The organism is Brevundimonas olei (assembly GCF_037055245.1).
GTDB classification, from domain to species: domain Bacteria; phylum Pseudomonadota; class Alphaproteobacteria; order Caulobacterales; family Caulobacteraceae; genus Brevundimonas; species Brevundimonas olei.
This window is the reverse complement of sequence record NZ_CP146369.1, coordinates 2,763,349-2,775,300: the sequence shown is the minus strand read 5'-3', so window position 1 is coordinate 2,775,300 and position 11,952 is coordinate 2,763,349. Positions and strand designations below refer to the sequence as shown.

Below are 11,952 nucleotides of genomic sequence, written 5' to 3'. Positions count from 1 at the left end.
CGGGGATCGGCGATGAACGGCGCGGAAGTTCTGGATGTGGGTCGCGACGCCCTGTGGCTGACGATCCAGCTGTGCCTGCCGGCCCTGATCGTGGCCCTGGTCGTCGGCGTGGCCATCGGTCTGTTCCAGGCCCTGACCCAGATCCAGGAGCAGACCCTGGTCTATGCGCCCAAGATCGTCGCCGTCTTCGTGTCGCTGCTGCTGTTCCTGCCGCTGATGGGCGCGCTTCTGGGCGGCTTCATGCGCGAGATCGCCGCCCGCATCGCGGGCATGTAGGCGAGGGCGAGAGGGCATGGAGCCTTACGCCACGGCGGAACAGGTCTGGGCCGGGGGGCTGATCTTCGCGCGCGTCGGGGCGATCCTGATGCTGCTGCCCGGCTTCGGCGAATCCTATGTGCCGCCAAGGGTGCGCCTGTCGCTGGCCCTGGTGCTGTCGCTGGCGCTGTGGCCCATCGTGGGAAGCAGCCTGCCCGTCCTTCCGGCGACCTTGGGGGCCACCGTCGGCTGGGTGATCCGCGAGGTGCTGACCGGCCTGGCCATCGGCGCCATCCTGCGCAGCTTCATGACCGCCATGACCACGGCGGGCGAGATCGTCTCCCTGCAGACGACGCTCGGCTTCTCCCAGACCGCCAACCCCCTGCAGGCCCAGCCGGGCACGACCCTGTCGGCCTTCCTGATGCTGCTGGGCGTGACCCTGGTGTTCGCCACCAACACCCATCACCTGTTCATCGGCGGCATGGTCGGCTCCTATGAGGCCATCGCCCCGGCCAGGCCGCTGATCGTGTCGGACTTCACCGCCATGGCGGTGCGGACCCTGAGCCAGAGCTTCATGCTGGGGGTGCAACTGGCGGCGCCGGTGCTGGTCTTCGCCCTGATCTTCAACCTGGCTTCCGGGCTGGTGGCGCGGGTCATGCCCAGCTTCCAGGTCTATTTCGCCGCCGCGCCGCTCAGCGTCATCCTGGGCCTGTCGGTGTTCACCCTGAGCCTGGGCGTGCTGGGGACGGTCTTCATCGACCGCTACCGTTCGGTGGCGGCCTTCTTCACGGGAGGCGCCGTTGGCTGACGGCCCCGATCCCGAGTCGAAAACAGAAGACGCCACCCCGCGAAAACTCGAGGATGCGCGGAAAAAGGGCGACGTCGCCAAGTCGCCGGACGTGGCGGCCGCCCTGTCGCTGGCCGGGGCGGCGGGCGTGCTGCTGGCCGGCGGCGGCTGGTTCTCGACCCGGATCGCCGAGGCGCTGACTCCCTTCCTGGCCCAACCGCACGCCATGATCGGCGGGCTGGAGGCGGGGGCGGGCGTCGAGATCGGCATGCGCGCCGTCTGGGCGGCGGCGCCCTTTCTGGCGGCCCTGATGTTCGCGGTCATCCTGGGCGGGGCGGGCGGCAATCTGGCGCAGTCCGGCCTCATCTTCACCACTGAGAAGATCAAGCCCAAATGGTCCAAGGTGAATCCGCTGGAGGGCTTCAAGCGCATCTTCGGCCCGGACGGTCTGGTGCAGTTCCTCAAGACCTTCATCAAGCTGGTCGCCATCGGCCTTGTCTGCTGGTGGGTGCTGAAGCCCCACACGCGCGAGCTTGAGAACCTGGCCGCCATGAGCCCGGCCTCCATCCTGCCCTTCGCGCGGGACCTGGCCCTGGCGCTGATGCTGTCGGCCCTGGTGTTTCTGGGACTGACGGCGGGGGCCGACTATCTGTGGCAGCGGATGCGCTTCGCCAAGCGGATGCGGATGACCAAGGAAGAGCTGAAGGAAGACTTCAAACAGTCCGAAGGCGACCCGCACGTAAAGGCCAAGCTGCGTCAGATCCGTATGCAGCGCGGTCGTCAGCGGATGATGCAGGCCGTGCCCGACGCCACCGTCATCATCACCAACCCGACCCACTATTCGGTCGCCCTGCGTTATGAGCCGGATCAGGGCGACGGCGCGCCCGTCTGCGTCGCCAAGGGCGTCGACGCCCTGGCCCTGCGCATCCGCGAGATGGCCAGGGAGCACGACGTGCCCATCGTCGAGAACGTGCCCCTGGCCCGCGCCCTCTATGCGGCGGTCGAGGTGGACGACATCATTCCGCGCGAACATTTCGAGGCGGCGGCCAAGGTCATCGGCTTCGTCATGCAGCAGAGGAAGCGGCGATGAGGGCGACGGTGGAGGAACGGCGTATGCTGACGAACCCTGATTCGCCCGGGCGAGACGCCATGACCATTTCCCGACCGCAGGACCGCCAGAAGGCTCGCGCCGTGCGTCGCCCGCGCTTCGATCCGTGGCTGGTCCTGATGGCGGTCGGCTTCGCCATGGCGATCGCGGCCATCGCCTATCCGGCGTTTCGGGCCGGCGCCTTCACCGCGCCGGGGCTGATCCTGATCTTCGCAGCGGGCGCGACGGCGCTGATCTGGCTGTCGGCGTTCGGCCGGTCCGAGCGGCGTCCCGCAGCGGGCGACACGGCGGTCGAGATGCTGGACGCCATGGCCGAGCCCGCCGCCCTCGTCTGGCCGTCGGGGCAGGTGCTGGCCTACAACGCCGCCTGGGCCGAGGAGAACGGGGCCGTCACCACCCTGCCCAGATCCGGCAAGGGAGGGGGCAAGTCCGCCCAAGCCCTCTACATGGCCTTCGCCCAGGCGCGTGAGGGACATCAGGGCCGCGCCATCGTCCAGATCGGCGCGCGCGAGATCGAGGTGCTGATCGGCCAGGCGGGGCAGGGGCGCTTCCTGGTCCGCGCCGCGCCCGACGCCGTCCTGCCGCTGGCCCCGTCCGCGCCCGCCGCGCCCCAGCCCGCCGCCCCGACGGGCGAGGCCCGCGCCATGGCCGCAGGCGCCCCCTTCGGCTCGGCCGTGATCGGCGGCGAGGACCTGTTCGCCGGCCGGGTCGAGGAGCCGAATGCGGCCCTGGCCCTGCTGACCGGCCCTGCCGCCTCGGGCGACGCCGCCTTCGGCCATCTGTTCGACCCGGCGGGCGTGGCCGAGGCCAGGACCAAGCTGGAGGCCGGGTCGTCCGGCCCGATCGAACTGATCGCCCGCGCCCACCCGGATCGCCAACTGCACCTCTACGTCGCGCCCGAAGGCGACCGACGCCGCGTCTGGCTGTTCGACGTGGCGGCGCAGAAGTCGATGGAGCTGCAGCTGTCGCAGGCCCAGAAGATGCAGGCCGTGGGCCAGCTGGCGGGCGGGGTGGCGCACGACTTCAACAACCTGCTGACGGCGATCCAGCTGCAACTGAGCGGCCTGTTGGAGCGGCACCCGGTGGGCGACCCTTCCTATGAGGGGCTGAATGAGATCCGCCAGACCGCCATCCGCGCCGCCGATCTGGTGCGCAAGCTGCTGGCCTTCTCGCGCAAGTCGACGGTGCGGCGCGAACGGCTGGACCTGGGCGAGCTGGTTGGCGAGTTCGCCGTGCTGCTGCGTCGTCTGCTGCGCGAGGACGTGCGGCTGGAGACCGACTACGGCCGCGACCTGCCGCTGGTGCTGGCCGACAAGAGCCAGCTGGAGACGGCGGTGATGAACCTGGCCGTCAACGCCCGAGACGCCATGCGCGGCGTGGTCGAGCCGGGCGCCGGCGTGGTCACGATCAAGACCCGTCGTCTGACTGGCGCGCAGGCGCGCGATCTGGGCTGGCGCGAGGCGTCCGAGGACGTCGCCCTGATCGAGGTGTCGGACACCGGCCCCGGCGTGCCGACGGCCCTGCTGGACAAGATCTTCGAGCCCTTCTTCACCACCAAGGCGGTGAACGAGGGCACGGGCATGGGACTGGCCACCGTCTACGGCATCGCCCAGCAGGCGGGCGGCCACATCACGGTCGCCAATCTGGAAAACGCGGGGGCGGCCTTCCGCATCTTCCTGCCCGCCGCCACGGCCGAGGAACTGGTCGAGGCCCCGGTGGTCGAGAAGGTCGTCAAGGCGCCGCGCGACCTGTCGGGCGCCGGCCGCATCCTGTTCGTCGAAGACGAGGCCGCCGTGCGCGGCATCGCCGCCCGCCTGCTTCGCCAGCGCGGCTATGAGGTGATCGAGGCCGCCGACGGCGAGGAGGCCCTGGTCCTGGCCGAGGAATGGGCGGGCCAGATCGACATGCTGATCTCGGACGTCATCATGCCGGGGCTGGACGGGCCGTCGCTGCTGAGGAAGGCGCGGCCGTTCCTGGGCGACGCCCCGGTCATGTTCATTTCGGGCTATGCCGAGAGCGACTTCTCGGACCTGCTGCAGGACGAGGTCGGGGTCTCCTTCCTGCCCAAGCCGCTGGACATCAAGACCCTGGCCGAACGGGTGAAGCAGGAGCTTCACGCGGGCTGATCCAGGGCGAGGGCGTCAGGCCCTCAGGTCGAGCCGATCGTCCGACGACCAGCGCCGCTCCCGCGCGGCTTCGTGCAGGGTGTCGGCGAGATCGATCAGCTGATGACGGCGGAGACGCGGAATCACTTCCAGCAACTGCAGGCGCAGGCTTTCGGCTTCGGCGTCGGACAGGAAGGCGTCGCGAGAACGACCAGACATGGCGCACCGCCCTGAAAAGCGACCGGAAAGACGGTCAGGGGCGTTCGGAAAACAGCTATTTCGCGCTTTAGGTTCCGAAAATCGGCTTTGGCTCGAGAATTGTGAACAAAGGCGACGTTCAAGGCTTGGGTATGTCGCGCGCGGCCCTAGATAGGGTCCAGAGGAATCAAACGCCGTAAAGAGGAGTCTCCCATGGCCTTCACCCTGCCCCCGCTGCCCTACGCCTATGACGCGCTGGAGCCGGCCATCGACAAGGAGACGATGACCTTCCACCACGACAAGCATCACCAGACCTACGTCGACAATCTGAACAAGGCGATCGACGCCGACGCCTCGCTGCAGGGCAAGTCGCTCGAAGACCTGTTCGCCCAGATGTCGAAGCTGCCCAAGGCGGTCCGCAACAACGGCGGCGGCCACTGGAACCACAGCCTGTTCTGGGAACTGCTGGCCCCGGCCGACAAGGCGGGCGCGCCCTCGGCCGAACTGGCCGCCAAGATCGACGCCGAACTGGGCGGCATGGACAAGTTCAAGGCTGACTTCGACGCCGCCGGCGCCGGCCAGTTCGGCTCGGGCTGGGCCTGGCTGATCCTGCAGGACGGCAAGCTGAAGGTCACTTCGACCCCGAACCAGGACAACCCGCTGATGGACGTGGCCGACGAGAAGGGCGCCGTCCTTCTGGCCGCCGACGTGTGGGAGCACGCCTACTACCTCAAATACCAGAACCGCCGCGTCGACTACCTCAAGGCCTTCTGGTCGGTGGTGAACTGGAACAAGGTCAACGAACTGTACGAAGCCGCCAAGGGCTGATCGCCCGGCGTCTGAGCGTCTGATCTGCGGCCGCCGTTTCCGAAGGGAAGCGGCGGCCGTTTTCATTTAGTCCGCCTGCTCGGCCATGACGGCGGCCAGCAGCGCCTCGCCGTCCTCCAAGGCCCGGTTCTTCAGGGCGGCGGGGTCAAGGACCTGACCGTCCAGTATGATTTGACGCAGGCGTCGGGTGTCGCGGATGTCCTGCGACGGGTCGCCCTCCACGACCAGCAGATCGGCGCGACGTCCCACGGCGATGCGGCCGATGTCCTGGCGCTGCAGGATGTCCGCTGCGGTTCCGGTCGCCGACGACAACGCCAGGAGGGGACTCAGGCTCGCGCGGGTCATCAGCTCCATTTCCAGATGAAGACCGCCGCCAGGCAGGTTGTAGGCGCCGGCGGGGGTGTCGGAGCCTGCGCCTATGCGGCCGCCCAGTTGGGCCAGACGCACCATCACGGCTGCGCCGATGCGGGCGTCCAGTCTCGCCTTGCCGTTGCTCTCGGCATTGGCGTGGAAATGCTGATGGACGCCGCGCCATTGCTGATCCAGCCCGTCGCGGACCGACCCCTGCGCATCGCCCAACGGCAGATCGGCCAACACCGGATCGGGCGATTGCGTCTCGGCGGTGAAGTGGGAGACGGACAGGGTGGGGACTAGCGCCGTCTGCGCCGTCAGCAATGTGCGGGCCAGCTGATCGATCAGGGCTGGATCGAGAACGTCTGCGTCCAGATCGCCGCCCAGACGACGGTAGGCCAGGGCCGCGCCGCTGGCGTGCTCCAGACTGTCCAGGCCCAAGGCGGCGGCTTGAAGGAGATCGACCTCCGCGCCTACGAGACCGCGCGTCGAGGCCATGCCCAGATCGGCCATGGTCGGCAGGCCCAACGCCCTGGCGCGCTGGACGGCGGCGGCGAAGGCGTCGGGCGGCAGCTGTTCGTACAGCTTGACCCAGTCGGCGCCTTCCGCCGCTAGGGCGTCCACGGCGGCGATCGCCTGCTCGGGCGTCTCCGCGATCAGCAGTTCGACGCCTTCCAGCGACGGACCGTCGGCCGGGCGCGCCGGCGACGGCCCGTCCGGCTCCGCCGCGGGGTAGAAGCGCTTGATGATGCTGTTCTCGCCGTCCAGCATCGGCCCGGCCCAGACCAGACGGGTCTGCGGCGCGGGCAGGGCCTTCAGGGCCCGGACCATCGCCAGATCGGTGTTGGCGGACCGCACCGTGGTCACGCCCGAAGCCAGGAACCAGCCGTAGTAGTGGGGGCGCGGGTGGGCGTGCAGATCGATCAGGCCCGGCATGATGCTGCCTTCGCCCGCGTCGATGAAAACGGCGCCTGGAGGCGCGGGGCAATCGGCCGCCTTGCCGACGCAGGTGATGACGCCGTCGATCGCAACGACCCGGCCCTGAGGGATCGGCGCCGCGCCCGAGCCGTCGATGATCCGACCGGAGAGCACAAGGGCGTCGGGTCGGTCGGCCTCGCCGGCCTGCGCCGCCGTCGCCGTCAGAACGGCCAGGGCCGCGGCCGCCGTGCGCCGGAACTTGCTCACCATGTCGTGTCCTCCCGAGCTGTTTCTTCTGGTTCGGACAACTGCACGGGCGGAGGCTGCGGGCTCAAGTTTCCTTTCTGTCATGCTGGAGCCAAGGCCGCCGACATTGACTCCCGGCCTCGCCGCCTTCATAAGCCCGGCCTTCTCGCACCGGGTTTCGCCTGAGGCGCGATGTCTATTACGGACGATGCGTGGACCGCCGTTGAGATCGCCGCTCCAATAGGGGAGGGGCCGGGCCGCATCATGATGAAGAGTGACACATGTCCAAGCGCCATAGCGCCAAGTACAAACTCGACCGGGCCATGGGTGAAAACCTGTGGGGTCGCGCCAAGTCTCCCGTCAACAAGCGTTCCTACGGCCCCGGCCAGCACGGCCAGCGCCGCAAGTCCAAGGTCTCTGACTTCGGCCTGCAGCTGAAGGCCAAGCAGAAGCTGAAGGGCTACTACGGCAACATCACCGAGAAGCAATTCGCGGCGACCTACGCCGAAGCCGCCCGCCGCAAGGGCAACACCTCGGAAAACCTGATCGGCCTGCTGGAATCGCGTCTGGACGCCATCGTCTACCGCGCCAAGTTCGTGCCGACCGTCTGGGCCGCCCGTCAGTTCGTCTCGCACGGCCACGTGACCGTGGACGGCAAGAAGGTCGACATCGGTTCGTACCGCGTCAAGCCGGGCCAGGTCATCGAGGTCAAGGAAAAGTCGCGCAACATGGCTCTGGTGCTCGAAGCCCAGCAGTCGAGCGAGCGCGACCTGCCTGACTATCTGGAGCTGGGCGATCGTGGTTTCTCGGTCCGTTACGGCCGCGTGCCGGAACTGTCCGACGTGCCCTATCCGGTGAAGATGGAGCCGAACCTGGTCGTCGAATACTACTCCTCGTAAGTTCGACGGACCTGCTCGATCCGTCGGGCGCGGTTTCAGGATCAAGAAGAGGCTCCGGCTCGCCGGGGCCTCTTTTTCTTATCCGACGCAGCGGCGGTTCCCTTTTGGGCCAAACCAAGGCATGTTGCGCCGGCTGTCAGGATCGAGCCGCGGGAGGCTGAAATGAGATATCGGATCGCTTTCTGCGCCGCTGTGGCGCTATCCGTCGTCCTGACCGGTTGCGCCCAGAAGCCGGGCTCGCTGGTGCGGACCGAAGGGATGCCGGGCCAGCTGGAGCCGATCCACGCCGCCGCCTTCACCCGCGACCTGGCCGTGTTCCGCGTCAGCTCCAACGGCTGCACCGACAAGAGCGACGTGAAGCCCTTCATCACCCGGCTCAAGGATTCGGCGGTCATCACCCTGCGCCGCCTGGACGAGGATCGCTGCACCCGTCCGATCAAGGGCGGGGTCCAGGTCGAATGGACCTTCCAGGAACTGGGCCTGCCGCCCGGCGCCAATGTCGTGGTCAACAACCCCTACATGATGGACGGCGCGGCCGTAGCCATCAGCCAGTGAGGGCGAAGGCCGTTAGGGCGGCCTTTTTCAACTTTCCTTTATCCATATCGAAACAGCCAGGGTTAATGCCTGGGAGTTAGAACGGCCGGCTCTTTTCCTCCCCGGCGTCTTCCATGCGTGTCCTGACCTGCCTTACCGACGAGCATCATCTGGGGCTCGTCGCCCTCGCTGCCCTGATCTGCCTGCTGGGCAGCTTCATCACCACAGGACTGTTGAAAAGGGTCAGGGAGAACGCAGGGATGGCTCGTCTGTCCTGGCTCTTCCTGGGCGCCGTCGCGGGCGGGGCGACGATCTGGTGTACGCACTTCGTGGCCATGATCGCCTATCGGCCAGGCGTCGAGACGGCCTATGAGCCGCTGCTGACGGGCGTCTCCCTGGCGGTGGCGATTCTGGGCGTCGGCCTAGCGCTGGCGGCCGCTTCCATGCGCCGCCGGTTCTCCGTCGAGGCTGGCGGGATCCTGTTCGGCGCGGCCGTGGCGGCAATGCACTTTGTGGGAATGGAGGCCCTGTCGGTCGAGGGCGTGGTCCATTGGTCGGCCGTCTATCTGGCCGTATCCGTCGCCGGTTCGGTGCTGTTCGGCGCTCTGAGCTTCCATCTGGCGTCGGCCGACGACCGTTACGCCCGGTTGAAGGGCGGAGCGGCCATGGTGCTGGGCATCGTCTGCCTGCACTTCACCGCCATGGCGGCGATGACGGTCATCCCCCTGGCGCCGCTGGACGGCATGCTGACGGGTGAGAACGCGCGTGGAGTGCTGGCGCTGGGCGTGGCCGGGGTGGGCCTGCTGGTTCTGGGCGCCGGGGCCGCCAGCCACGCTCTGGACCGCGAGGCTCTGGCGCAGAACCGTGAACGCCTGCAGTACCTGCTCGAGACCGGCGTGGACGGCATGGCGATCGAGCGGGACGGCGTCATCGTCGCCGTCAACGAAGTGCTGGCGGAACTGACGGGCGCGGATCGCCAGGCCCTGATCGGCTCGGATCTGGAGGCCTGGGTGCAGGACGCCCGCCGTCTCGATGACGGGGCTGTGACCCAGACCGTGTTGATGGCGAAGGGACAGGAGATTCCCGTCGAACTGTCGGCCCGTCGCGACCTCACCGCGCGCAGCCGCACCATGATCTACGCCGTACGCGACCTGCGCGCCCGCATGGCCCAGGAGCGCCGCATCGCTCATCTGGCGCGCAACGACAGCCTGACCGGTCTGCCGAACCGCGCCTCCTTCCTGGAGCGTCTGACCCGCCAGAAGCAGACCGCCGCCGAGGGGGAGGCCCTGGCCCTGTTCGCCCTGGACCTGGACCGGTTCAAGGAAGTCAATGATCTGTACGGTCACGCGGTTGGAGACCAGTTGCTGTGCGTCATCGCCGAGCGCATGAAGGGCGTTCTGCGCGAGGGCGAGTTCATCGCGCGTCAGGGCGGCGACGAATTCCTGGCCCTGGCCTCGGTCGCCGACCGCGACGAGGCTCGCGCTGTTGCCGAGCGCCTGCGTCAGGCCGTTGTTCAGACCGTGACCCTCGACCACGCCGACCTGTCCTGCGGCGCCAGCATCGGGGTGGCGCTGTGGCCTGAGGACGCCCACGACGTCTCTACCCTGATCAACAACGCCGACCTGGCCATGTATCGCGCCAAGGCCTCCCTGACCCAGGACGTCTGCTTCTATGAGGCGGACATGGACCAGGCGGTCCGTGCGCGCCGTCGTGTGACCCAGGCCCTGCGCGAGGCGCTTGAGAATGAGCGGTTCGAGCTGCACTATCAGGTGCAGGCCTCGGTCAGCACCGGCAAGGCTACCGGTTATGAAGTTCTGCTGCGCTGGAAGGATCACGACGGCCGCTACATCTCGCCGGCCGACTTCATCCCTGTGGCCGAGGAGAACGGTCTGATCCTGCCGATCGGCGAATGGGTGCTGCGCCAGGCCTGCCGTCAGGCCGCCGCCTGGGCCGAGCCGCATCGCATCGCCGTGAACCTGTCGCCGGTCCAGTTGAGCCACGTCGACCTGCCTCGTCTGGTGCACCAGATCCTGCTGGAGACCGGCCTGGCGCCGTCGCGCCTGGAGCTGGAGATCACCGAGACGGCCATGATCACCGACATGGAGCGCACCACCCATGTGCTGCGCCAACTGAAGGCCTTGGGCGTGAGCATCGCCATGGACGACTTCGGCACGGGCTATTCCTCCCTGTCGACGCTGAAGGCCTTCCCCTTCGACAAGATCAAGCTGGACCGCTCCTTCATGACCGAACTGGACGGCGAGGCGCCGCAGTCGCGGGCCATCATCCGCGCCGTCCTGACCATCGGCGAAAGTCTGTCGATCCCGGTCCTGGCCGAAGGCGTCGAAACCGCGGAGCAGTTGGCCTTCCTGCGCGCCCAGGGCTGCAATGAGGTGCAGGGCTACCTGCTGGGTCGGCCTCAGCCCGAGGCCGACGCCTTGTTGAACGGCGTGGTCAGGATCGCGGCGACGGAAGCCGCCGAGCCTCAGGCCGAGCGCGCGGCGGCGTAGCCCGGCCAGTGCGTCGCGTCCGCCCGTTCGTACTGGACGGGCAGGGCCTCTTTCGCGCCCAGGGCGACGGCGGCGTGATGGCCCCAGTTCGGGTCGTCCAGAACCGCGCGGGCGACGGCGATCAGATCGGCCTTGCCCTCGGTCAGCACCGCTTCGGCCTGTTGCGGCGTGACGATCATGCCTACGGCCATGACGTTGGCCTCGGGGACCGCCGCCTTGACCGCCTCGGCGAAGGGAAGCTGATAGCCCGGCTGGTCGCCTGGGATGCGCGCGGTCGCGACGTTGCCGCCGCTGGTCAGGTGCAGGTAGTCATAGCCCATCTCGTGCAGGGCCTGGCCGAAGACGGCGGCCTCGTCCGGGGTGATCCCGCCCTCGGTCCAGTCCGAACCGTTGAAGCGGACGCCGAGGGCCTTGGTCCGGGGCCAGGCGTCGCGCAGGGCCTGGGCGACGCGCAGCGGGAAGCGCATCCGGTTCTCCAGCGAGCCGCCGTACTCGTCCGTCCGTTCGTTCGACAACGGCGAGAGGAACTGGGTCAGCAGGTAGCCGTGGGCGGCGTGCAGCTCGACCAGGTCGAACCCGGCGCGGTCGGCGCGCTCGGCCGCATCGACGAAGGCGGCGACCACGCGGTCCATGCCCGCCTGGTCCAGGGCGGTCGGCGTATGCCAGTCGTCGCGATAGGGCTGGGCCGAGGCGGAGAAGGTCTCCCACGCCTTGTCCGCCGGGGCCGGGCCGCCCCGGTCGATCCACGGCGGATTGGTCGAGGCCTTGCGTCCGGCGTGGGCCAGCTGAATCCCGATCGGCGTGTCCGAATAGGTGCGGATGTCGCGGATGATCTTCGCGAAGGCGGCTTCCTGCGCGTCGTTCCACAGGCCGGTGTCGGCCCAGGAGATGCGGCCAGCGGCCTCGACGCCCGTGGCTTCGATCACCACGAGTCCGGCGCCCGACAGAGCCAGTCTGGCCACATGCTGGGCGTGCCAGGGCTGAGGAACGCCGTCCACGGCCGAATACTGGCACATGGGGGCGATAACGATGCGGTTCTTCAGCGTCAGCGGCCCGACGGCGCGCGGGGTGAACAGCAGGCTCATGCGTGAATCTTTCGATGAACCCCGGGGAGGCGGGGCACAGTAGCTATGACTGTGGCGGTTGGGTTCAAGGCCTCCCTTTCCGATTATTCACGTGATCCCCAACCGCGAGCCTGGCAGTTTGCCGCCAACCA

11 protein-coding genes are annotated in these 11,952 nt (G+C 68.3%); 8 read left to right on the top strand and 3 right to left on the bottom strand.

Annotation, left to right across the window (positions count from 1 at the left end):
* Nucleotides 1-12 precede the first annotated feature (12 nt).
* The 4 genes from fliQ to cckA are packed head-to-tail and all read left to right on the top strand — an operon-like array spanning nt 13 to nt 4,276.
* Nucleotides 13-276, top strand: coding sequence for a flagellar biosynthesis protein FliQ (gene fliQ / locus V8J38_RS13505; protein ID WP_291778108.1), 264 nt, complete (start codon nt 13-15; stop codon nt 274-276).
* 16 nt (nt 277-292) lie between these two features.
* Complete coding sequence (fliR, locus tag V8J38_RS13500; protein ID WP_338576358.1) at nt 293-1,063, top strand: flagellar biosynthetic protein FliR; 771 nt, start codon at nt 293-295, stop codon at nt 1,061-1,063.
* Entirely contained in the window at nt 1,056-2,132 is a 1,077-nt protein-coding gene (flhB, locus tag V8J38_RS13495) for a flagellar biosynthesis protein FlhB (protein WP_338576356.1), read from the top strand. The genes fliR and flhB overlap by 8 nt, the downstream gene beginning before the upstream one ends.
* Before the next feature lie 59 nt (nt 2,133-2,191).
* Complete coding sequence (cckA, locus tag V8J38_RS13490) at nt 2,192-4,276, top strand: cell cycle histidine kinase CckA (RefSeq protein WP_338576354.1); 2,085 nt, start codon at nt 2,192-2,194, stop codon at nt 4,274-4,276.
* Nucleotides 4,277-4,291: 15 nt separating this feature from the next.
* Here cckA and V8J38_RS13485 read toward each other — a convergent pair whose 3' ends face one another.
* The gene (locus V8J38_RS13485) at nt 4,292-4,474 is read right to left on the bottom strand and encodes a hypothetical protein (RefSeq protein WP_291778122.1); all 183 of its coding nucleotides are present in this window, start codon (nt 4,472-4,474) and stop codon (nt 4,292-4,294) included.
* Between the two features lie 192 nt (nt 4,475-4,666).
* On the opposite strand from V8J38_RS13485, the gene V8J38_RS13480 reads away from it, so the two are divergent.
* Nucleotides 4,667-5,281 carry a superoxide dismutase gene (locus V8J38_RS13480; RefSeq protein ID WP_338576352.1) on the top strand — a complete coding sequence of 205 codons (615 nt, stop codon included), beginning with the start codon at nt 4,667-4,669 and terminating at the stop codon, nt 5,279-5,281.
* 66 nt (nt 5,282-5,347) lie between these two features.
* On the opposite strand, the gene V8J38_RS13475 is transcribed toward V8J38_RS13480, so the two are convergent.
* Entirely contained in the window at nt 5,348-6,820 is a 1,473-nt protein-coding gene (locus tag V8J38_RS13475) for an amidohydrolase family protein (RefSeq protein ID WP_338576350.1), read from the bottom strand.
* Nucleotides 6,821-7,077: 257 nt separating this feature from the next.
* Between V8J38_RS13475 and rpsD the strand changes: the two genes are divergently transcribed.
* From rpsD to V8J38_RS13460, 3 genes are all read left to right on the top strand, one after another.
* The gene (gene rpsD, locus V8J38_RS13470; protein WP_003169687.1) at nt 7,078-7,695 is read left to right on the top strand and encodes a 30S ribosomal protein S4; all 618 of its coding nucleotides are present in this window, start codon (nt 7,078-7,080) and stop codon (nt 7,693-7,695) included.
* 162 nt (nt 7,696-7,857) lie between these two features.
* A complete protein-coding gene (locus tag V8J38_RS13465; protein WP_291778166.1) occupies nt 7,858-8,250 on the top strand; it encodes a hypothetical protein in 393 nt (130 codons plus the stop codon).
* A 113-nt stretch (nt 8,251-8,363) separates the two neighbouring features.
* Complete coding sequence (locus V8J38_RS13460; protein WP_338576347.1) at nt 8,364-10,736, top strand: bifunctional diguanylate cyclase/phosphodiesterase; 2,373 nt, start codon at nt 8,364-8,366, stop codon at nt 10,734-10,736.
* Here the strand turns inward: V8J38_RS13460 and V8J38_RS13455 are convergent.
* Nucleotides 10,712-11,821, bottom strand: a complete 1,110-nt coding sequence (locus tag V8J38_RS13455; RefSeq protein WP_338576346.1) for an NADH:flavin oxidoreductase/NADH oxidase — start codon at nt 11,819-11,821, stop codon at nt 10,712-10,714. The two genes, V8J38_RS13460 and V8J38_RS13455, sit on opposite strands and share 25 nt — an antisense overlap.
* Between the last annotated feature and the right edge of the window lie 131 nt (nt 11,822-11,952).

Excerpts from the sequence above, each read along its gene's own strand:
- fliQ (WP_291778108.1), top strand. The coding sequence starts at position 13 with ATGAACGGCGCGGAAGTTCTGGATGTGGGTCGCGACGCCCTGTGGCTG.
- fliR (WP_338576358.1), top strand. The coding sequence starts at position 293 with ATGGAGCCTTACGCCACGGCGGAACAGGTCTGGGCCGGGGGGCTGATC.
- cckA (WP_338576354.1), top strand. The coding sequence starts at position 2,192 with ATGACCATTTCCCGACCGCAGGACCGCCAGAAGGCTCGCGCCGTGCGT.
- V8J38_RS13485 (WP_291778122.1), bottom strand. The coding sequence starts at position 4,474 with ATGTCTGGTCGTTCTCGCGACGCCTTCCTGTCCGACGCCGAAGCCGAA.
- V8J38_RS13480 (WP_338576352.1), top strand. The coding sequence starts at position 4,667 with ATGGCCTTCACCCTGCCCCCGCTGCCCTACGCCTATGACGCGCTGGAG.
- V8J38_RS13475 (WP_338576350.1), bottom strand. The coding sequence starts at position 6,820 with ATGGTGAGCAAGTTCCGGCGCACGGCGGCCGCGGCCCTGGCCGTTCTG.
- rpsD (WP_003169687.1), top strand. The coding sequence starts at position 7,078 with ATGTCCAAGCGCCATAGCGCCAAGTACAAACTCGACCGGGCCATGGGT.
- V8J38_RS13465 (WP_291778166.1), top strand. The coding sequence starts at position 7,858 with ATGAGATATCGGATCGCTTTCTGCGCCGCTGTGGCGCTATCCGTCGTC.
- V8J38_RS13460 (WP_338576347.1), top strand. The coding sequence starts at position 8,364 with ATGCGTGTCCTGACCTGCCTTACCGACGAGCATCATCTGGGGCTCGTC.
- V8J38_RS13455 (WP_338576346.1), bottom strand. The coding sequence starts at position 11,821 with ATGAGCCTGCTGTTCACCCCGCGCGCCGTCGGGCCGCTGACGCTGAAG.